This window comes from Streptomyces sp. NPDC059989, from assembly GCF_042736975.1.
In the GTDB taxonomy this organism is placed as follows: domain Bacteria; phylum Actinomycetota; class Actinomycetes; order Streptomycetales; family Streptomycetaceae; genus Streptomyces.
The window spans coordinates 46,407-66,159 of sequence record NZ_JBHWUO010000011.1; the positions used below are offsets into that span (position 1 = coordinate 46,407).

Genomic DNA, 19,753 nt, shown 5'->3' on the forward strand with positions numbered 1-19,753 from the left:
GTGTGGGGGTGTTTTTTTTTTTTTTTAACAGCGTGTGCGTGGCGCCGCCCCACCCGCCGCGGGGGGGCGGGGGGCCCGGGGCGGCCCCCCCCGCCCCCCCCCCGCCCCGCTCCCGCTAGGGTGGTGGTACAGACCACAGACCACAGGTCAGAGGCCCCCCAGAGTGGAGAGAAGTCCGTGGCAGAGCGCAAGCCGATCGAATCCTGGCTCACCGACATGGACGGGGTCCTCATCCACGAGGGCACCCCGATCCCCGGCGCCGATGCCTTCATCAAGCGGCTGCGCGAATCCGGCAAGCCGTTCCTGGTGCTGACCAACAACTCGATCTACACCCCCCGCGACCTCCAGGCCCGCCTCAGCCGCATGGGCCTCGACGTCCCGGTCGAGAACATCTGGACCTCCGCGCTCGCCACCGCCAAGTTCCTCGACGACCAGCGCCCGGGCGGCACCGCGTACGTCATCGGCGAGGCGGGCCTGACCACCGCCCTGCACGACATCGGCTACATCCTGACCGACCACGAGCCCGACTACGTGGTCCTCGGCGAGACCCGCACCTACAGCTTCGAGGCCATGACCAAGGCGGTCCGCCTGATCAACGCGGGCGCCCGCTTCATCTGCACCAACCCCGACGAGACCGGCCCCTCCACCGAGGGCCCGCTCCCGGCCACCGGCGCCGTCGCCGCGCTGATCACCAAGGCGACCGGCAAGAAGCCGTACTTCGCCGGCAAGCCCAACCCGCTGATGATGCGGACCGGCCTGAACGCGATCGGCGCGCACTCCGAGACCAGCGCGATGATCGGCGACCGGATGGACACCGACGTCCTCGCGGGCCTGGAGGCGGGCATGCAGACCTTCCTCGTCCTCACCGGTCTGACCTCGGTCGCCGACACCGAGAAGTTCCCGTACCGGCCGACCAGGACGGTTGACTCGATCGCCGACCTGGTGGACCTCGTTTAAGTCGTTCGGCTGACACGTACGGCGCCGCTCCGGATGCGGAGCGGCGTGGCGCGCGTGAATCTCCTTGTTGAGGAGGTTCACCATGCGCAGTGTTCTGATCGCGCTCCGTGTCACCGGGGTGGCCGTCGCCCTGACGGCCCTGACCGCCGTGGCAGCGCCCACCGCCCTCGCGGGCGAGGAGGACCGCTGGGGGAGCGGCGGCGATCGCGGCAGCATCTCGGTCGATCCGGACCCGGCCCACCCGGGGGCGCAGGTCAAGCTTCGCGTCCAGGGCTGTGACGGCACGAGGGGCGCGGCCAAGTCCTCCGTCTTCGTGGCGGACGTCGACCTGTACGGCCGCGACGGCGGCCGCAGCCCGCTGTACGGCGACGCGCTGATCCGCGCGCACGCCGAGCCCGGCCGGCACTCCATCCGGGTGACGTGCGACGGTCACGACAAGATCAGCGGCTCCATCGAGATCGGCCGGCACCAGCCGAGCCACCACGCCTCGCCGGTCTGGCCGGTCCACGCGGGCGGCGGCGGCATGTCCGCCGAGATCCAGGAGACCTCCCGGCTGGCCGCCGCGGCGAAGAAGGACCACGGGGGTGACGGCCCGGGGCTGCCGCACACCGTGATCGGCGCCGTGCTGGCCGCCGCCGCCACCCTGGCCGTCGCGGGCCGGGCGCTGACCCTGCGCCGCCGCCGCAACGGTGACTGAGGGCAAGGCCTCCGGAGGCCGGCTGCTGACCTTCGCGGCCTGGTCGGTGCTGGTGCTCGGCCTGTGGCTCTGGGGCCGCCAGATCACCGGGGTCCCGGCCCCGCTCACCGGCCAGGCCGGCGGCGCGGTGGGCCCGGGCCTGCCGGCCGCGCACGCCCCCCTCGCCGGAGCCCTGCCCCAGCGGGTCGACGTGCCCTCCATAGGCATCCAGGCCCCGGTGATCTCCCGGAGCCTGGACGCCGACGGTGCGATCGAGCCGCCCCCGTACGACAGCCCGGGCACCGTGGGCTGGTGGGGCAAGGGCACCCTGCCGGGGGCCGCCGGGGCCGCGCTGATGGTCGGGCACGTGGACACCAGGTCCAAGCCGGCGGTGTTCTACGGGCTGAGCTCGGCGCAGCCGGGCGACAAGGTGCGGGTGGTGCGCGCGGACGGCTCGGTCGCCGAGTTCACCATCGAGGACGTACGGGTCTACGAGCGCGCGGGCTTCGACCCGCACAAGGCGTACGGGCAGCGGGTCGCGGGCCGGGCCGAGCTGCGGCTGGTGACCTGCGGGGGCTCCTACGACAAGGCGGCCAAGGAGTACACGGCGAACGTGGTGGTCTCCGCCTACCTGACGGGCGCGGGAGTCCGCCCGGGGACGGCGGTGTAGCCCGCCGTTCGGAGGAAGTCCGCAGGAATCCCGGAGCAAACGAAGAAGCCCCCCGCAGCTTTCGCTGCGAGGGGCTTCCTCCGTCTGTGCGCCGCCAGGGACTCGAACCCCGGACCCGCTGATTAAGAGTCAGCTGCTCTAACCAACTGAGCTAGCGGCGCTTGCTGACAGGGAAAACTCTACCCCACCTCCGCGGGTGCTCGTGACCAGCCACGCCCGCCTTGTCCGATTAACCCATGTTTGAGGGGTTTATCGTGCACGATATGTCTGGCCGTGCCACATCTGACGCCCCGCCAGATGCGGTCGTGGCCGACCAGTGGACGAGCAGGGGAGTGGACGGAACCGCATGACGATGCAGCCGCCGACGCACGTGCAGATGCCGATGCCCGTTTTCGAGGAGTACGAGCCCGCGGGCGACTGCGTGTGCCGGGGTTGCGCCCAGCGCCGCCGCTCCCTCGCCCGCGCGCGGGCCATACCGCTTCGCGACGGGGGACACCCCGCCGCGCGCGGGGCCCGCCGGGCGCTGGTGCTGGCCACCGCCGCCGGAGTGGTCCTGGGCGGTGGCGGCGGAGCCGCGGTGGCGGTCACCACCCCGGCCCCCACCCCGGCTCCCGGCCCGGCCCCCGGCCCGGTGGCCCAGGACGACCCGGGATCCCCGCAGGGCGGCCGGGGCCCGCTGCACGGCCCGAAGAAGGGCCCGGTCGGCAAGCCGGGAGCGCCCGCCGCCGTGAAGCGGATCGACCGGACGGCGATCATCAACCGGGCGAAGCTGTGGCTGGACGCGAAGGTCCCGTACAGCATGTCCGAGTACTGGGAGGACGGCTACCGGCAGGACTGTTCGGGCTACGTCTCCATGGCGTGGAACCTCGGCACGAACGAGTGGACCGGCAGCCTGGACAAGTTCGCCACCAAGATCACCAAGGCGGAGCTGCTGCCGGGGGACATGCTGCTCTTCCACAACCCGGCGGACCCCAACAACGGCTCGCACGTGGTCCTCTTCGGCGGCTGGGTCGACGAGACGCAGACGCACTACATCGCCTACGAGCAGACGCGGCCCACGACGCGGAAGCTGGCCACGCCCTACGGCTACTGGGCCAACGCGACCAAGTACGTCCCGTACCGGTTCAACGGGGTCACGGGCGGCATCCTGCCCGAGGAGCCGGCGCCGGGGCCGAAGCCGGGGGAGTCGACGGTCTTCCCGGGCGCCGAGAAGTTCGCCCCGGGGCAGACCAACGACTCCGTCGCCCAGCTGGGCCGGATGCTGATCGAGCGCGGCGCGTACCGGTTCTACCCGAAGGGGGTCGCCGACCGGACGTGGAGCGACCACGACCGGCTGGCCACCCAGGCCTTCCAGGCCGCGCAGGGCTGGACGGGCGCGGACGCCGACGGCATCCCGGGCACGCACACCTGGCGGCTGCTGGTGGAGCGGCAGGGCAGGGACATCCCGCCGACGGTGGTCGGCGCGCCGGGTCCGGGCGGGGTACGGGCCTACCCGGGGTCCCCGGTGTTCCGCCCGGGCCGGTCGCACGAGGCCATCGCCGCCCTGGGCCGCCAGCTGGTGAAGAAGGGCTTCGGCAAGCACTACACATCCGGCCCGGGCTCCCGCTGGGGCGAGGCCGACCGCCGCAACGTCGAGGCCTTCCAGCGCGCGCAGGGCTGGCGCGGGGCCGCGGCCGACGGCTACCCGGGCCCGGAAACCTGGCGACGGCTCTTCGCATGACGGAGGAAACGATGTACCCCACGCGCACCACCTCGACGACGGGCACCCTCCGGGTACCACCCACGACCGCCACCCCCGCCCGGGCGGAACACACCCCCCCGAGCCCGCACCCGTCCCCCACCCCGACGAACCCCACACCCGGCCACACCTTCCCGGCCGCGGACCGGGATCGAGCAGGGGCCCCGGACCAGGCAGCGGCCTCGGCGAGCCCCACCCCCCGCCCCGCCTACCCGGCCGCGGCCCCGGACCGAGCGGTGGCCCCGGATCGGGCGCCGGTGGCCCCGGCCTGGGCAGCGGACCCTGCCCGGTCAGCGGCCACCCCCGCCCAGACCCCGGCGGAGTTCGCGCCGCTTCGGGCGCAGTCGGCCCCCGCCCCGGCGGACCCTGCACCCGGCCACGCCTTCCCGGTCCCGGCCTGGGCGGCCGTCCAGACCGGGGATCGAGCGGCGGAGCCGGCCCGCGCCGCCACCGAGGCCCCGGCGGAGTTCGGGCCCCTTCGGGCGCATTCGGCTCCCGCCCCGGCTGATCCCGCGCCCGGTCACGCCTACGCGGCCGCGGTTCCGGATCGAGCGGTGGAGGGGGCCGTCGCCGCCACCGAGGCCCCGGTGGAGTTCGCGCCGCTTCGGGCGAACTCGGCTCACGCCCGGGCGGAGTCCGTGCCCCCGTACGCCTACCCGGCCCCGGACCGGGCCGCCGCCTCTGTGCCCGCCGCGGCGGCGACCCTGGGTACGTACTCCGCCTCCGCCCCGGCGGAGTACGCGCACCCGTACGCCTCCCCGGCAACGGCCCTCGACCGGAGGGCGGAGCCCGCCGCGGCCGCTGTTCCGGGCCCCGGCCGGGCAGCGGAGCCGGCCCACGCCGCCGGCGCGGCCGCGGCGGAGTTCCCGGCTGCGGGCGCGCACCCCGCGCACCTGCGGGTGCACGCGGCCGCTGAGCCGGACCCGGCCGAGCCGGCGCCCCCGCGCGCCCATCCGGTCTCCGCCCCGGACCGGGCGGCGGAGTTCGCGCCCCCGCGCGCACCCCAGGGCCCGGCCCCGGCCGCGGAGCCGCTGCCTGCGTGGGGCGTCGGTGCGCCCCGCGAGGCGGTCGAGCCGGGCGCCGCGCCGGTACCGGCGGCCGCGGCCGAGACCTCGATGGGTTGGGCCACCGTGCCGACGGCCCTCCTGGCGGAGGCCCCGGCCCGGGCTGTCCGGCCGGGGCCGGAGCCGCAGCCCGGAGCGGAGTCCCAGCCCGCTCACCCGGCGTCGCCGGTGGGGCTGCCCGCTGCCCGGCTCCAGGCCGAACCCGAGCCGGTGCAGCCGTACGCGGACATCCCGCACCCGCAGGAGGAGGCGCCGGCCCCCGTCCCGGTGGCCACCCTGCGCCTGCGGACCGCCGACGGCGATTCCGCGATCCCGCACCCACAGGACCCCGAGCCCACCAGGCCGGGGCCCGCCCCCGAGCCCTGGCCGGACCCGGAGTTCGACCTCGAGACCGACCTCGAACCCGACCTCGAAACCGACCTGGAGCCCGACCTCGCCGTCGAAGCGGCGCCGGAGCCGGACCCGGACCCGGAGCCGGACCCCCCGCACTCCGGCGTACCCGGCCCCGACGTGGCCGAGATCGTCGCCCGGGCGGTGGCGCGCGGCCTGGAGCAGGGGCAGCGGCACGGGCACGGCCAGGGCCAGGGCCAGGAAGAGGAGGACGATACGCAGGACATCCCGCGCGTCGGCCCGTACCGGGGGACCGCCGTCACCGAGGTGCCGGTGCACCTGCCCTTCCGCGGTGAGCCGAAGCGCCTGCCCCGACCCGCCGGGCCCGCCGCCCGGCCCGCGCCGGCCACCCCGCGCCCGGCCCCCGGCCGCCGGGTCCCGCCCGGCGACGAGCGGCTCCGGGAGCACCGCGGCCCGGTCCTGCCCGGCTGGATCGGGGTCGGCATCGGCGGCCTCGCCCTCGCCGGCTGCGCGGCCGTGCTCTGGCGGGCCGGCGCCGTCCCCGCGACGATCGTCGCCGCCTTCGGCGCGGCCCCCCGCGCCTACCACGGCCTGCGCGCCACCCACTGGCCCCCGCTCGCCTTCCTCGGCATCGTCGCCCTGCTCGCCCTCGGCGGCCTCGGCCGCGCCCGCGCCGGCCACGCCTGGGTGCTCACCCTCTTCGGCCGCTACCGCGGCACGGTCCGCCGTACCGGCCTGACCTGGGTCAGCCCCCTGCTCCTGCGCCGCCGGGTCGACGTACGCCTGCGGCACTGGCGCAGCGACCCCATGCCCGCCGTGGACTCGGGCGGCCTCGCCCTCCAGGTCGTGGTCCAGGTCGTCTGGCAGGTCAAGGACACCGCCCGGGCCACCCTCGCCGTCGCGGACCACGTGGACTACCTGGCCGAACAGGTCGAATCGGCCATGGCCCGCGTCCTGTCCCAGCTCCCCGCCGACGCCTTCCACGAGGACGCCCCGACCCTGCGCGACGCCGAGGCCGTCGGCGACGCGCTGACCCGGATGCTGGCGGCGGAGACCGAGGCCGTCGGGATCGAGGTGTTCTCGGCCCAGCCGACCCGGATCGAGTACGCGGCCGAGGTCGCGGAGGCCATGCGCCGCCGCCGGGTCGCGGCGATCGACGCCAAGCACCGGGACACCGTGCTGAGTTCGGTCGTGGATGCCGTCGACGACACCGTCCACCGGCTGACCTCGCGCGGGCTCGTCGAGCTCGACGACTACGAGCGCAAGGCCCTGGTGAAGGACCTCACCGTCGCCTTCTACACGGGACGCGCCGAGTAGCGCGGGAGGAACCACGGGAACGGGTGGCCGGAACCGACCGGACCACCCGTTCCCCCTTTGGTATGGACACGGACAACTCCCGTCAATAATCTGGGACTTGGTCTAGACCTGAATAACAGTGCGCGCACTCCCCGAACTCCCCCCACGTTCAAGGAGCATCATGCGTAGCCTCCGCATGCCCGGACGAGCCGGCGCCGCCCTGCTCGGTCTCGGCCTCATCGCCGGCGTGTCCGTGCTCAGCGCCCCCACCGCGAGCAGCCACGGATACACCGACACCCCCATCAGCCGCCAGAAGCTCTGCGCCAACCGGACCGTCTCGAACTGCGGCGCCATCCAGTGGGAGCCGCAGAGCGTCGAGGGCTTCAAGGGCTTCCCTGCGGCCGGTCCGGCCGACGGCAAGATATGTTCCGCCGGCCTGTCCCAGTTCGCCGAGCTCGACGACCCGCGCGGCGGCGCCTGGCCCACCACCAAGGTCACCAGCGGCCAGAGCTACAGCTTCCGGTGGCAGTTCACCGCCAACCACTCCACCACCGACTTCAAGTACTACGTCACCAAGAACGGCTGGACCGGCACCAAGGCCCTCACCCGCGCCGACCTCGACCCCCAGCCCTTCCTCACCGTCGCCTACAACGGCGCCCGCCCCGCCATGACCACCGTCCACCAGGGCGCCATGCCGAGCGGGAAGTCCGGCCGGCACATGATCCTGGCCGTCTGGACCGTCAACGACACCCCGATGGCCTTCTACGCCTGCTCCGACATTCAATTCTGACGCAACGTCAGATACCCTCCGGCGGCATGCGGACGACGACTGCACCCGAAACCGTCGCGGAGCTCATAGCGCGCCAATGGGGCGACCACCGGCCCGGGCTGATGTACGGGGACGCCGAACGGCACGTCCTCAGCCACCACCGGACCGCCCAGGAGGCCGCCGCGCGCGCCGCGCTCCTCGTCGACCTCATGCCTCCGGGGGCCGAACCCCACCTCGGGGTGCTCCTGGACAACACCCCCGAGTTCCCCTTCTGGCTCGGCGCGGCGGCCCTCGCGGGGGCCGCCGTCGCCGGGATCAACCCCACCCGCCGCGGCCCCGAGCTGGCCCGCGACATCCTGCACACCGACTGCCGTCTCCTGATCACCGAGCGCGCCCACCTGCCGCTGCTGCGCGGCCTCGACCTGCCGGGCGTACGCATCCTGGTCACCGGCACCGAGGAGTACGAGGCCCTGCTCGCGCCGTACGCCGCCGCCAAGCCCGGCGAGGCGGTGATGGCCGCCCCCGCCCCGGCCTCCCGGCTGCTCCTCTACTTCACCTCCGGCTCCACCGGCGCCCCCAAGGCCGCCATCTGCACCCAGGGCCGGCTGGCGGCGGCCGGCTCCGCGCTGGCGGGCCGGTTCTCCGTCGCCCCGGACGACGTCCACTACGTCTGCATGCCGCTCTTCCACGGCAACGCCGTCATCGCGGACTGGCTCCCGGCCCTGGTCGGCGGAGCCGCGGTGGCACTGCGCCGGCGCTTCTCGGCCTCCGCGTTCCTGGACGACGTACGGGCCTACGGGGCGACGTACTTCACGTACGTCGGGCGGGCGATCCAGTACCTGCTGGCCACGCCGCCGCGATCCGACGACCGCGAGCACACCCTGCGCCTCGGCTTCGGCACCGAGGCCGGGGCGGTGGACGCGGCCCGCTTCACCGAGCGGTTCGGGGCCCGGCTGGTGGAGGGCTACGGCGCCACCGAGGGCGGCGCCTCGGTCCAGCACACCCCGGACACCCCGCCGGGCGCCCTGGGCCGGGCGGGAGCCGGGGACGACCTGGCGGTGATCGACCCGGAGACGGGCCGGGAGTGCCCGCCGGCGCTCCTGGACCCGCAGGGCCGCCTGCTGAACGGCTCCTCGGCCATCGGCGAACTGGTCAACCGCGGCCGCAGCCTGTTCGAGGGGTACTGGCGCAACCCGGACGCGGAGGCCGACCGCACGCGGGACGGCTGGTACTGGACGGGAGACCTGTTCTTCCGGGACACGGCGGGCTTCCTGTACTTCGCGGGCCGCACGGACGACCGGCTCCGCGTGGACAGCGAGAACCTCGCCGCCGCGATGATCGAGAACATCCTGGCCCGCTGGTCCGAGGCGGCGGCCGTCGCCGTCTACGCGGTCCCGGACGAGGTGGCGGGCGACCAGGTGATGGCGGCCCTCGCCCTCCGGGAGGGAGCGGAGTTCTCCCCCGCCGCCTTCGAGGCCTTCCTCGCCTCCCAGCCGGACCTGGGCACCAAGATGGCCCCGCGCTACGTCCGCGTCGTCCCCGCGATGCCGGTCACCGCGACGAACAAGGTCCACCGGGTCGCCCTGCGCCGCGAGGGCTTCCTGTGCCCGGACCCGGTCTGGCAGCGCGCCCCGGGCGGGCACTACGAGCCACTGGACGGCCCGGCCCGCTCCGCCCTCCTCGCGCGGTACGAGGCCCACGGCCGCGCGGACCTGCTGGAACGCTGACGGACCCCCCCCTCATAAGATGGTCCAGACCATCTCGGCCCGTGGACGCCGCGTCCACGGGCTTTTGCCTGCACGGGGGAGTCCCACATGCGCACCACACACCGCCGCGCGGCCGCGATCGCCGCCGCCGCCCTGCTCGTCCCGGCCGCCTTCCTGGCCACCCCGGCCGCCGCCGCCCCGGGGCCGCAGCCGGCCCCCGCCGCCGAGGCGTCGCAGCGCTCGATCCGGCTGTCCCTCGTGGACGTACCCGCCGAGTTCCAGGCCGGTGGCGGCTGGTCGACCTTCCGCCTCGTCCTCGACAATCGCGCCGGAACCCAGGACCTCGACCAGGTCAGGCGCTCCGCCATCCTCGCCATGGACACCAGGCTGGGCCCGAAGGACGCCGTCCTCGAATACCGCGACGGCACGACCTGGAAGCGCTGGGCAGCCCACGACCTGCGCGGCGCGCTCAGCGGCGCCGTCGGCTACCAGAAGGTCCCCGCGGGCAGCGTCACCACCGTCCAGCTGCGCCTGCGGTTCACCGCCTCCGCGAAGGTCACCGCCGGCATCCTGCTGGCGCACGCGGGCACGGACGCCCAGCAGACCGCCTACGCCGGCGGCACCCTGCACCGCTTCCGCGTACTCCCGGCCGCCACCAAGTCGTAGGGCCTGCCCGGCGTACGGGGGGGGTAGGGCCGGCCCCACCCCCCGCACGCCCCCTGGGGCCATGGTCCGACCGGGCCGCCCACGGCTAGCGTGCCCGCATGGACGACGCCCCCCGCAGCACCTGGCAGGCCCTGGCCCGCCCCGGCCACCTCCGCTCCGCATGGCCCTGGCGCGCCGCCGGCTACCTCGCAGGGAGCGCCCTCACCGGCATCCCGGTCCTGCTCGCCCTCGTCCTGCTCGCCGGCTTCGGCGCGGCCCTCGGCCCCGCCCTCATCGGCCTGCCCCTCCTCGCCCTGCTCGGCCTCGTCGGCATCCCCACCGGCGCCGTCGAGCGCCGCCGGCTGCGGCTCGTCGACACCGAGCCCGCCCCCGGGCCGCACCGCACGCCCGCCGAGCCCGGCCTCGCCGCGTGGGCCCGGCTGCGCTACCGGGAGCAGGCCACCTGGCGCGAGCTCGGCTACGCCGTCCTGCACGGCTTCCTCCTCTGGTGGGTGGACCTCACCGTCCTCGCCGCCTTCCTCGGCCTGCCGCTGCTCCTCCTCACCACCCCGCTGCAGCTCGCCCTCGCCGCCGACCACGAGGTCAAGGTGGTCAAGCTCTGGCTGGTCACCGCCTACCCCGCCGCCTTCGCGTGCGCCGCCGCCGGCGCCGTGCTCCTCCCCGCCCTCCTCTACCCCCTCTCCGCCTACGCCGGTGCCCGCGCCGCCCTCGCCCGCGCCTTCCTCGTCCCCCGCGAGCGCGAGCTCCGGGGCCGCCTCGACGAGGTCACCCGCTCCCGGGCCCGCCTCGTCGACGCCTTCGAGGCCGAGCGCCGCCGCATCGAGCGCGACCTCCACGACGGCGCCCAGCAGCGGCTCGTCGCCCTCACCATGACCCTCGGCCTCGCCCGCCTCGACGCTCCCCCCGGCCCGCTCGCCGACCAGCTGGCCACCGCCCACGAAGAAGCCGGCCGGGTCCTCACCGAACTGCGCGAGCTGATCCACGGCATCCACCCCCAGGTCCTCACCGACTACGGGCTCACCGGCGCCCTCGCCGACGTCGCCGACCGGTCCGCCCTCCCCGTCGACACCGACGCCGTCGACCCCGGCCTGCCCCGCCTGCCCGAGTCCGTCGAGGCCGCCGCCTACTTCGGCGTCTGCGAGGCCCTCGCCAACATCGGCAAGCACAGCGGCGCCTCCCGCGCCGCCGTCGCCGCCCGGCACACCGGCGCCGCGCTGCTGATCGACGTACGGGACGACGGCCGCGGCGGCGCCGATCCGGCCGCCGGCTCCGGCCTGACCGGACTCGCCGACCGGATCGCGGTCCTCGATGGCACACTGACGATCACCAGCCCGCCCGGCGGGCCGACCGTCCTGAGCCTGGAGATCCCGTGCCCGGTGAGCCCCTGAGAATCGTCCTCGCCGAGGACGGAGTGCTCCTGCGCGAAGGGCTCGTCGGCCTGCTGACGCGTTTCGGCCACCACGTGGCGGCCGCCGTCGGCGACGCGGACGGGCTCCGCACCGCCGTCGCCGCGCACGATCCGGACATCGTCGTCACCGACGTGCGGATGCCCCCGGGCTTCACCGACGAGGGACTGCGCGCCGCCGTCGAGCTCCGGGCCGCCCGCCCGGCGCTGCCGGTGCTGGTGCTCAGCCAGTACGTGCAACGCGCGTACGCCTCCGACCTGCTGGACTCGGGGGACGGCAGCGGCGTCGGCTACCTGCTCAAGGACCGCGTCGGGCAGGTAGAGCAGTTCCTCGACGCGGTGGTCACGGTGGCCGGCGGCGGCACCGTGGTGGACCCGGAGGTCGTACGCCAGCTGCTGCGCCGGCGGCGCGATCCCCTCTCCGCGCTGACCCCGCGCGAGCGCGAGGTGCTGGGGCTGGTCGCGGAGGGGAAGTCCAACGGGGCCATCGCCCGGGACCTGGTGGTCTCCGAGGCGGCCGTCGGCAAACACATCGGGAACATCCTGGGAAAGCTGGACCTGCCGCCCGCCGAGGAGACCCACCGCCGGGTCCTGGCGGTCCTCGCGTACCTCCGCGGGTAATGGTTTTGAGCACCCCTGAGGACCAGGTAGTATTTTCTCTGTCAGCAGGCGCCGCTAGCTCAGTTGGTTAGAGCAGCTGACTCTTAATCAGCGGGTCCGGGGTTCGAGTCCCTGGCGGCGCACCTGTCCTTCGGGCGGTTTCCGGTTCACCGGGAACCGCCCGAAGTGTTTTCCGGGCCGCCCGCCCCCCTAGAGCGTGAGCGACAGCAGTAGCGGCGCGGCCTTCCGGTTCAGGGTGTCGGCCGCGGCCCGCAGCCGGTGCGCGTGCTCGACCGGCATCGACAGCGCCAGGCAGCCCACCGAGGCCCCGGCCGTGATCGGGACGGCCGCGCAGACCGTGCCCACGGCGTATTCCTGGAGGTCCAGCATCGGCACGGTGGCCGGCTGGGCGTCCAGCTTGGAGAACAGGATCCGCTCGTTCACGATCGTTTTCGACGTGAGCCGGGCGATCTTGTGGCGGGACAGGTGGTCGCGCCGTCCGTTCAGGTCGAGCTGCGTCAGCAGACACTTGCCGACCGCGCTGGCGTGCGCGGCGGAGCGGAAGTCGACCCACTCGTGCACCTTGGGGGTGCGCGGGCTGTCCGCGAACTGCGTGATCCTGACCTCGCCGTCCACGTACCGGCTGATGTAGACGGCCGCGCCGACGGAGTCGCGCAGCCGGTCCAGGGTCTCCTGGAGCTTGTCCGTCAGGGCTTGCTGCCGGTCGACGCCGGAGCCGAGCAGGACGAGGGAATCCCTATGGCGTAGGCGCCGTCGGACACCTGCAGGACATATCCCTCCCGGCGCAGCATGAGCAGCATCGGGGCGAGATGGACTGCGGGCAGGCCGGTCTCACGCGCGATCTGCACGTCGGTCACACCACCGGTGTGCCGTGCGATCGTTTCGAGTACGCGTAGTGCGTACTGCACCGAGTGGAACGGCGCGGTCGGCTCGGGCTTCAGCGCCACGGTTTCCCCCTAGCAGGTTGTTACCGCTTGCCCTACCACGATAGCCATCAAGAGGCCCATGTGGAGCGCCTGTTGAGGAGATTGATGGCTCAATCACGTCACTCTGCCAGGACCTACTCCTCTGGCATATGCCATGGTCACGCGCACCGCCCCGGTGTGCCGGGAATGCCCGGGGCCCGCCCACGGTTCGAAGTCTTCGTACGGATGGGAACCGAGACGGGAGCGACGATGAGTGACACCGGGGACGGGCATCGGCAGGAGGGCCGCGACGGGATCCGCGGCACCGCGAGGGGCCGGGCACCGGTACCGCTCTCGGTCCTGGACCTCGTCACCGTGGGCGCCGGCAGCACCGCCCACGCCTCCCTGCGCACCAGCGTGGACATAGCCCGGCTCGCCGAGTCCCGCGGCTACCACCGCCACTGGGTAGCCGAGCACCACTCCATGCCCGGGGTCGCCAGCTCCTCCCCGGCCGTGATCCTCGCCCACCTCGCCGCGCACACCTCCCGCATCCGGCTCGGCTCGGGCGGGGTCATGCTGCCCAACCACGCCCCGCTCGCCGTCGCCGAGCAGTTCGGCACCCTGGAGGCGCTCGCCCCGGGCCGGATCGACCTCGGGCTCGGCCGGGCCCCCGGCACCGACGGGCGCACGGCCGCCGCGCTGCGCGGGCCCGGGCGGCTGGACGAGGCCGCGGACGAGTTCCCCCGGCGGCTCGCGGAGCTCACCCGCTTCCTCGACGACGACTTCCCCGACGGGCACCCGTACGCCCGCGTGCACGCCGTACCGGGCCCGGTGCAGGGGCCCGCCGGGCGGCCGCCGCTGTGGCTGCTCGGCTCCTCCGGCTTCAGCGCCCGCCTCGCCGGCGAGCTCGGGCTGCCCTTCGCCTACGCCCACCACTTCTCGGCGGCCGGCACCCTGCCCGCGCTCGACCTCTACCGGCAGAGCTTCCGCCCCTCGGCCGTCCTGGACGCCCCGTACGCCGTCATCGGGGTCGCGGCACTCGCCGCCGACACCGAAGCGGAGGCCCGCGCCCAGGTGCTCACGGGCGCGCTGTCGATGCTGCGCCTGCGCAGCGGGCGGCCCGGGCTGATCCCGACGCCGGAGGAGGCGGCGGCGTACCCCTTCTCCCCGATGGAGCGGGAGTTCGTGGACGGCTGGCTCGCGAACATCGTCCACGGCACCCCCGACGAGGTGCGCACGGGGCTCGACGAGCTCGCCAAGCGGACGGGTGCGGACGAGCTGATGCTGACCGCCAACGCCCACAGCGGCACCGCCAGATTGCACTCCTACGGTCTCATCGCAGATGCGTACGGACTGCCGGTGGAGGCTCCTGCCGCTGCTTGACCGCATGCGAACGGGGTTCGGCTGGTTTGTTGCCGAAACCTTGCCGCGGGATGTCTTAGGGCACCCTTAAACCGCTCGTCACCCGGGGTGGCGGGCGGTTTCTGATGTGCGCTCAGGTCTCTGACGAGGGCATTTACGCCGGGAGTGGTCTAGTCCTTCTTTGGTCCAAACCATTGACTGGGGCGGGCGGTGATCGCTATCACTTCTCCCACCTGGACTTGTTGCTCTCCCCTCCCACCCCCACGGAGACAGCTCATGCACATCCGTAAACCCCTCATCGCGGCCGCCGCCACCGCCGCGCTGGCAGCCGGAGCGCTCGCCTCCCTCGCGGGGCTCGGCACGGCCCAGGCCGCGGACGCCTCGGCGACCGCCGCGGCCGGCGGCGTCCGCATCGCCTACTACGACCAGTGGAGCGTGTACGGGAACGCCTTTTACCCCAAGCACCTCGACACCCGCGGCATAGCGGGCAAGCTGGACGTCATCAATTACTCGTTCGGCAACATCCACCCCACCAACCTCACCTGTTTCGAGGCGAACAAGGCGGCGGGCGACGACAACAACCCCAACGCCGGTGACGGCGCGGGCGACTCGTACGCCGACTACCAGAAGTCCTTCAGCGCGGCCGACAGCGTCAGCGGGGTCGCCGACAAGTGGGACCAGCCGATCGTCGGCGTCTTCAACCAGTTCAAGCAGCTCAAGGCCAAGTACCCGCAGCTGAAGATCAACATCTCGCTGGGCGGCTGGACCTACTCGAAGTACTTCAGCGACGCGGCGAAGACCGACGCCTCCCGCAAGAAGCTCGTCTCCTCCTGCATCGACCAGTACATCAAGGGCAACCTGCCGGTCGAGGGCGGATACGGCGGCGCGGGCACCGCGGCCGGCATCTTCGACGGCATCGACATCGACTGGGAGTACCCGGGCTCGTCCGGCGGCCACCTGGGCAACCACTACGCCCCCGAGGACAAGCAGAACTTCACGCTCCTGCTCAAGGAGTTCCGCGAGCAGCTCGACGCCTACGGCCAGGCCAACGGCGGCAAGAAGTACCTGCTGACCTCGGCCCTCCCGGCCGGCCAGGACAAGATCAAGTACATCGAGACGGACAAGATCGGCGCGTACCTCGACTACGCGAACATCATGACGTACGACATGCACGGCGCCTGGGACGGCGACGGGCCGACGTACCACCAGTCCCCGCTCCAGCCCTCGGCGGCCGACCCGACCGACCCGATCGCGCCGGGCACCCAGAAGTACAGCATCGACAACGCGATCGACTCCTGGATCGACGGCAACGCGGCCTACGGCATCGCGGGCGGCTTCCCCGCCAACAAGCTGACCCTGGGCTACGAGTTCTACTACCGCGGCTGGAAGGGCGTGCCCGCGGGCACCGCCAACGGCCTCGCCCAGACCGCCACCGGCGCCTCGGGTGCCCGGCCCACCAGCCAGCAGGCCGGCATCGCGATGTACAAGGAGCTCGGCGGGATCGTCGACAACCCCGCGACGACCTTCTGGGACGACCAGGCCAAGGCCTCGTACTTCTACAAGGACGGCGAGTTCTTCACCGGCCTGAACCAGAAGTCCATCCAGGCCCGGGTCGACTACGGCAAGCAGCGCGGCCTGGCCGGCGCGATGATGTACTCCCTGCTCGGCCTGGACGCCAACACCACGCTGCTGAACCAGATCTCGGACGCCCTCGGCGGAGCCACGCAGCCGCCGGTCACCACGCCTCCGACGACCACCCCGCCGACCACGACGCCTCCGACCACCACGCCGCCGACGACCCAGCCGCCCACCGGCTGCGGTACGACCCCGGCGTACGTCGCGGGCACGATCTACACGGCCGGCAACGAGGTCTCCCACAGCGGGCACAAGTGGAAGGCCCAGTGGTGGACGCAGAACGAGACGCCGGGGACCACCGGTGAATGGGGTGTCTGGAAGGACCTCGGCGCCTGCTGATCTCCCCCCACCCCGCGCCGAGCGCCGGCCGCCCCCGTCCTCTCCGGAGGCCGGGGGCGGCCGTGTGCTCAGACGAGGGGGTGCGGGGCGGGCCCGTCCTGTCCGGTGGATGCGGATGCGGATGCGGATCCGGCAGCGGGGGCGGAGGCCGGCGCCGCTGGCGGTGCCGCGGAGGCGGCGGTCGCGGCGACCTGGCGGGCGATCATGCGGGCGATCACGTCCGGGGCCACCGCCCGGGAGTACAGCCACCCCTGCCCGGTGTCGCAGCCGACCCGCCGCAGCCGGGCCGCCTGCCCGGCGGTCTCCACGCACTCCGCCGTCACCGTCAGCCCCAGCCGGTGCGCGAGCTGGACCAGCGCCTCGACGATGGTCTCGTCCGCCGGGTTCGGGTGCGTGCCCTCCTCGTAGCGGAAGCCCCGTACGAAGGAGCCGTCCAGCTTCAGCACCGAGACCGGCAGCCGGCTGAGGTAGGCGAGGTTCGAGTACCCGGTGCCGAAGTCGTCGATCGCGATCCGCACGCCCATGTCGCTCAGCGCCTGGAGGGCCTGGAGCGGCCGGCCCGCCGAGCCCATCACGGCCGACTCGGTCAGCTCCAGCTGGAGCAGCTGCGGAGCCAGCCCCGTCTCGGCGAGGATCTCCGCGACGTCGCCCACCAGGTCCGAGTCCCACACCTGCCGCACCGCGACGTTGACGGACACGAAGACCGGGGCGTCGCTGGGCTGCTCGATCTGCCATCGCCGCGCCTGCCGGCAGGCCGTGCGCAGCACCCACTGCCCCAACTGGACGATGGAACCGTCCTCTTCGGCGATCCCGATGAACCGATTCGGCGTCAACGTGCCGAACTGCGGGTGGTTCCAGCGCACCAGCGCCTCGACCCCGCGCAGCGCGCCGCTCTCCAGGTCCACCAGCGGCTGGTACTCCAGCGCGAACTCCCCGCGCTCCACGGCAGGCCGCAGCGTCGAGGAGAGCGCCTGCCGGGTCATGCGGTGCGCGTTGCGCTCCGGGTCGAAGAGGGTCCAGCGCGCCTTGCCGTCCGCCTTGGCCCAGTACAGGGTCGTGTCGGCGGCCTGCATCAGACAGGTCGCCGAGGTGCCGGCCACGGCCCGCTCCACCACCCCGATCGAGGCGGAGACCGACAGCCGCTGCCCGGCCAGGTCGAACGGCTCCTGTACGGCGGCCAGTACGCTCCGCGCCAGGTCGGCGAGCTGCTCGGTGCCGGAGGAGTCCTCGACCAGCAGGGCGAACTCGTCGCCGCCGAGCCGTGCCACCAGGTGCCCGCCCGTGCGCCCGTATCCGGACTGGTCGGCGCACTGGGTCAGCCGGGCCGCGACGGCGGCCAGCAGCCGGTCGCCGACCCGGTGGCCGAGGGTGTCGTTGACCGCCTTGAACCCGTCGAGGTCCAGGTAGCACAGCCCGATCCGGCCGGTGCCGCCCCCGTGTTCGTACGAGGAGGCCTCCAGGGCGGCGGAGAGCCGCTCGAAGAACAGCGCCCGGTTGGGCAGCCGGGTCACCGGGTCGTGCATCTGGAGGTGGCGCAGCCGCGCCTGGAGGTCGCGCCGGTCGCTGATGTCGGCGACGGACAGCAGGACTTCGCCGGTCCCGGGCACCGGCCCCAGCGTCACCTCCGTCCACAGCGAATGGCCGTCGGGGTGTTTGAGGCGTCGGGTGCAGCGCAGCCGGGCCTGGCGCCCGCGCAGCACCTCCTGGTACGCGGCCCAGGTGCGGGCCTCCGCGGCCAGGTCCACCAGGTCGGCGGCGCACCGGTGGACCAGTGCGTGCGGCTCGGTGCCCAGCAGTCCGGCGAAGGCCTGGTTGGCGGCGACGACATAGCCGTCGCGGTCGACGACGGCCATGGCGAGGTGGGCCGCGTTGAAGGCGGCCTTGTAGTCGCGCAGATCGGATTCGGCGCGCGACAGGGATGCCCCTGCCGGCACTGCTGGGTGACGCTCCGTAATGGCCGATCGGATGCTGTCGGCCGCCGAACCGGTTCCCTCTGAGGTTCCGCTCACCGTTGGCTCCCGCAGTGCTCGTGAGTGTCCGTGCAGGAAAGTGTGCCGATCATAGAGGCTGCCGGGAGGCCCTATCCAGCGGCGTCGCCGCGCGGGACGCGGGAGTTCGGCGTGATGACGGATTGCCCGTCCAAGATCGCGTGATCGTTTCTGCGCGGCTGTGAGCACGCGGAGACCCCTGCTGATCTCGGGTGATCGGTCGTGACGTTCTGTAGGCAGGCGCGTGAAGTCCGGGGGTCACCGGCTTGCCGTATCGCTCACTCGTGTGGGGCAGCGGAACAGGGCATTAGTAAGACAATCGCCCCAAGGTGGATGAACAGGTACGAATCCACCACCGGAGGTCGATGTGCCGCGACAGCAGACACCCGGGGGAGTGGAACGCTCCCGCATCCGAAGTACGGCTGCAGCGCTCACTTCCCTGACGGCGCTCGCCGCCATGTCGCTCGTCGCGGGGCCCGCGGTGGCCGTTCCCGGAGCCGGGCCGTGCGCGCTGACCCGTACCGCGGCCCACCACTCCCTGGGCCTCGACAGCTGGAACGGCGCCTACCCGCGGCCCGTGCGCACCCTCAACGCGGTCATGGTCTTCCTCTCCTTCCCGGACCACCGGACCACCCTCACGCCCAGCCAGATCGCGGGCGACTACTTCCCCGCCACCAGCGACTTCTTCGAGCGGGCCTCGTACGGGCGCTTCCGCCTGGCGCCGCACCCGCAGAAGCAGTGGATCCGGATGCCCAAGCCGTCCACCGCGTACGGGATACAGCGCGACTGGGCCCCCGAGGACCGGGCGGCGTACCTGCGGGACGCGGTCACCACCGCCGACGCCGCGGTGGACTTCAGCCGGTACGACGTCGTCTACTTCGTCGCCGATCCGGACGCGCCGGGCGTGGACTCCGATGCCACGAAGGTCGTCAACTTCGACCGCCCGATCCGCGCCGACGGCACCGACCTGCGGCGGATCGTCACCGTCTTCGAGCGGCACCCGCCGGACCGCAACGTGCTCGCCCACGAGACCGGGCACGTCTTCGACCTGCCCGACCTCTACCACCGGCCGACGGACGGCAAGGGCGACTGGGACACGTACGTCGGGGACTGGGACGTCATGGGCAGCCAGTTCGGGATGGCCCCCGACCTCTTCGCCTGGCACAAGTGGAAGCTGGGCTGGCTGGACTCCGGGCAGGTGGACTGCGTGCAGTCGGGCTCCTCGCTGCACACCCTCCTGCCGCTGGCGGAGACCCCGCCGAACGGCGGCACGGGCGGGACCCGGCTCGCGGTGATCCGCACGGGCCCCGGCAGCGCGATCGCCGTCGAGGCGCGGGGCTCATCGGGCAACGACGGGGACACCTGCACGGAAGGGGTCCTGGTCTACCGGGTGCGCAACGAGGCGGCCTCGGGCGGCGGTCCGATCGAGGTGCTGGACGCGCATCCGGCGACGGAGGCCTGCTGGGACCGCTCGGTGTACCCGCCGCTCGCGGACGCGCCGCTGGAGGTGGGCGAGACGTTCACCGTGCCGGGGGAGCGGATCACCATCGAGGTGGCGGACCGGACCCAGTCGGGCGCGTACACGGTGAAGATCACGACGTAGGC

General features: G+C 73.4%; 14 protein-coding genes, 2 tRNA genes and 1 pseudogene. 14 read left to right on the forward strand and 3 right to left on the reverse strand.

Going from position 1 to position 19,753, the window contains the following annotated elements; genetic code table 11:
* Positions 1-177 precede the first annotated feature (177 nt).
* From ACFWBN_RS12260 to ACFWBN_RS12270, 3 genes are all read left to right on the forward strand, one after another.
* Entirely contained in the window at positions 178-957 is a 780-nt protein-coding gene (locus ACFWBN_RS12260) for an HAD-IIA family hydrolase (protein WP_257556193.1), read from the forward strand.
* Positions 958-1,039: 82 nt separating this feature from the next.
* Complete coding sequence (locus ACFWBN_RS12265; protein WP_385174740.1) at positions 1,040-1,654, forward strand: hypothetical protein; 615 nt, start codon at positions 1,040-1,042, stop codon at positions 1,652-1,654.
* Positions 1,647-2,303: a class F sortase gene (locus tag ACFWBN_RS12270; protein ID WP_385174743.1), complete on the forward strand. Its 657-nt coding sequence runs from the start codon at positions 1,647-1,649 to the stop codon at positions 2,301-2,303. The genes ACFWBN_RS12265 and ACFWBN_RS12270 overlap by 8 nt, the downstream gene beginning before the upstream one ends.
* An 87-nt stretch (positions 2,304-2,390) precedes the next feature.
* On the opposite strand, the gene ACFWBN_RS12275 is transcribed toward ACFWBN_RS12270, so the two are convergent.
* Positions 2,391-2,464, reverse strand: a tRNA-Lys gene (locus ACFWBN_RS12275).
* A 215-nt stretch (positions 2,465-2,679) separates the two neighbouring features.
* Here ACFWBN_RS12275 and ACFWBN_RS12280 point away from each other — a divergent pair.
* The 8 genes from ACFWBN_RS12280 to ACFWBN_RS12315 all read left to right on the forward strand — a co-directional run bounded on the left by ACFWBN_RS12280 (position 2,680) and on the right by ACFWBN_RS12315 (position 12,041).
* Positions 2,680-4,023: a peptidoglycan-binding protein gene (locus ACFWBN_RS12280; protein ID WP_385175123.1), complete on the forward strand. Its 1,344-nt coding sequence runs from the start codon at positions 2,680-2,682 to the stop codon at positions 4,021-4,023.
* Between the two features lie 11 nt (positions 4,024-4,034).
* Positions 4,035-6,773 carry an SPFH domain-containing protein gene (locus ACFWBN_RS12285; protein WP_385174746.1) on the forward strand — a complete coding sequence of 913 codons (2,739 nt, stop codon included), beginning with the start codon at positions 4,035-4,037 and terminating at the stop codon, positions 6,771-6,773.
* Positions 6,774-6,948: 175 nt separating this feature from the next.
* Entirely contained in the window at positions 6,949-7,542 is a 594-nt protein-coding gene (locus ACFWBN_RS12290) for a lytic polysaccharide monooxygenase (RefSeq protein ID WP_385175126.1), read from the forward strand.
* 26 nt (positions 7,543-7,568) lie between these two features.
* Complete coding sequence (locus ACFWBN_RS12295; protein ID WP_385174749.1) at positions 7,569-9,248, forward strand: AMP-binding protein; 1,680 nt, start codon at positions 7,569-7,571, stop codon at positions 9,246-9,248.
* An 87-nt stretch (positions 9,249-9,335) separates the two neighbouring features.
* Entirely contained in the window at positions 9,336-9,893 is a 558-nt protein-coding gene (locus tag ACFWBN_RS12300; protein ID WP_385174751.1) for a hypothetical protein, read from the forward strand.
* A gap of 98 nt (positions 9,894-9,991) precedes the next feature.
* Positions 9,992-11,281 carry a sensor histidine kinase gene (locus ACFWBN_RS12305; protein WP_385174754.1) on the forward strand — a complete coding sequence of 430 codons (1,290 nt, stop codon included), beginning with the start codon at positions 9,992-9,994 and terminating at the stop codon, positions 11,279-11,281.
* Positions 11,263-11,919 carry a LuxR C-terminal-related transcriptional regulator gene (locus ACFWBN_RS12310; protein WP_385174758.1) on the forward strand — a complete coding sequence of 219 codons (657 nt, stop codon included), beginning with the start codon at positions 11,263-11,265 and terminating at the stop codon, positions 11,917-11,919. Before ACFWBN_RS12305 ends, ACFWBN_RS12310 begins: the two co-directional genes overlap by 19 nt.
* Before the next feature lie 48 nt (positions 11,920-11,967).
* Positions 11,968-12,041, forward strand: a tRNA-Lys gene (locus ACFWBN_RS12315).
* Between the two features lie 67 nt (positions 12,042-12,108).
* Here the strand turns inward: ACFWBN_RS12315 and ACFWBN_RS12320 are convergent.
* Positions 12,109-12,866 (reverse strand): annotated as a pseudogene (locus ACFWBN_RS12320) (IclR family transcriptional regulator).
* A gap of 228 nt (positions 12,867-13,094) precedes the next feature.
* Between ACFWBN_RS12320 and ACFWBN_RS12325 the strand changes: the two are divergent.
* Positions 13,095-14,207: an LLM class flavin-dependent oxidoreductase gene (locus ACFWBN_RS12325; protein ID WP_385174761.1), complete on the forward strand. Its 1,113-nt coding sequence runs from the start codon at positions 13,095-13,097 to the stop codon at positions 14,205-14,207.
* A gap of 255 nt (positions 14,208-14,462) precedes the next feature.
* The gene (locus ACFWBN_RS12330; protein ID WP_385174764.1) at positions 14,463-16,160 is read left to right on the forward strand and encodes a glycosyl hydrolase family 18 protein; all 1,698 of its coding nucleotides are present in this window, start codon (positions 14,463-14,465) and stop codon (positions 16,158-16,160) included.
* A 68-nt stretch (positions 16,161-16,228) separates the two neighbouring features.
* Here the strand turns inward: ACFWBN_RS12330 and ACFWBN_RS12335 are convergent, their stop codons facing one another.
* Entirely contained in the window at positions 16,229-18,169 is a 1,941-nt protein-coding gene (locus tag ACFWBN_RS12335) for a putative bifunctional diguanylate cyclase/phosphodiesterase (RefSeq protein WP_385174767.1), read from the reverse strand.
* A 346-nt stretch (positions 18,170-18,515) separates the two neighbouring features.
* On the opposite strand from ACFWBN_RS12335, the gene ACFWBN_RS12340 reads away from it, so the two are divergent.
* Positions 18,516-19,751: a M6 family metalloprotease domain-containing protein gene (locus ACFWBN_RS12340; RefSeq protein WP_385174770.1), complete on the forward strand. Its 1,236-nt coding sequence runs from the start codon at positions 18,516-18,518 to the stop codon at positions 19,749-19,751.
* Positions 19,752-19,753 lie beyond the last annotated feature (2 nt).

Excerpts from the sequence above, each read along its gene's own strand:
- ACFWBN_RS12290 (WP_385175126.1), top strand. The coding sequence starts at position 6,949 with ATGCCCGGACGAGCCGGCGCCGCCCTGCTCGGTCTCGGCCTCATCGCC.
- ACFWBN_RS12295 (WP_385174749.1), top strand. The coding sequence starts at position 7,569 with ATGCGGACGACGACTGCACCCGAAACCGTCGCGGAGCTCATAGCGCGC.
- ACFWBN_RS12280 (WP_385175123.1), top strand. The coding sequence starts at position 2,680 with ATGCCGATGCCCGTTTTCGAGGAGTACGAGCCCGCGGGCGACTGCGTG.
- ACFWBN_RS12305 (WP_385174754.1), top strand. The coding sequence starts at position 9,992 with ATGGACGACGCCCCCCGCAGCACCTGGCAGGCCCTGGCCCGCCCCGGC.
- ACFWBN_RS12265 (WP_385174740.1), top strand. The coding sequence starts at position 1,040 with ATGCGCAGTGTTCTGATCGCGCTCCGTGTCACCGGGGTGGCCGTCGCC.
- ACFWBN_RS12330 (WP_385174764.1), top strand. The coding sequence starts at position 14,463 with ATGCACATCCGTAAACCCCTCATCGCGGCCGCCGCCACCGCCGCGCTG.
- ACFWBN_RS12285 (WP_385174746.1), top strand. The coding sequence starts at position 4,035 with ATGTACCCCACGCGCACCACCTCGACGACGGGCACCCTCCGGGTACCA.
- ACFWBN_RS12300 (WP_385174751.1), top strand. The coding sequence starts at position 9,336 with ATGCGCACCACACACCGCCGCGCGGCCGCGATCGCCGCCGCCGCCCTG.
- ACFWBN_RS12325 (WP_385174761.1), top strand. The coding sequence starts at position 13,095 with ATGAGTGACACCGGGGACGGGCATCGGCAGGAGGGCCGCGACGGGATC.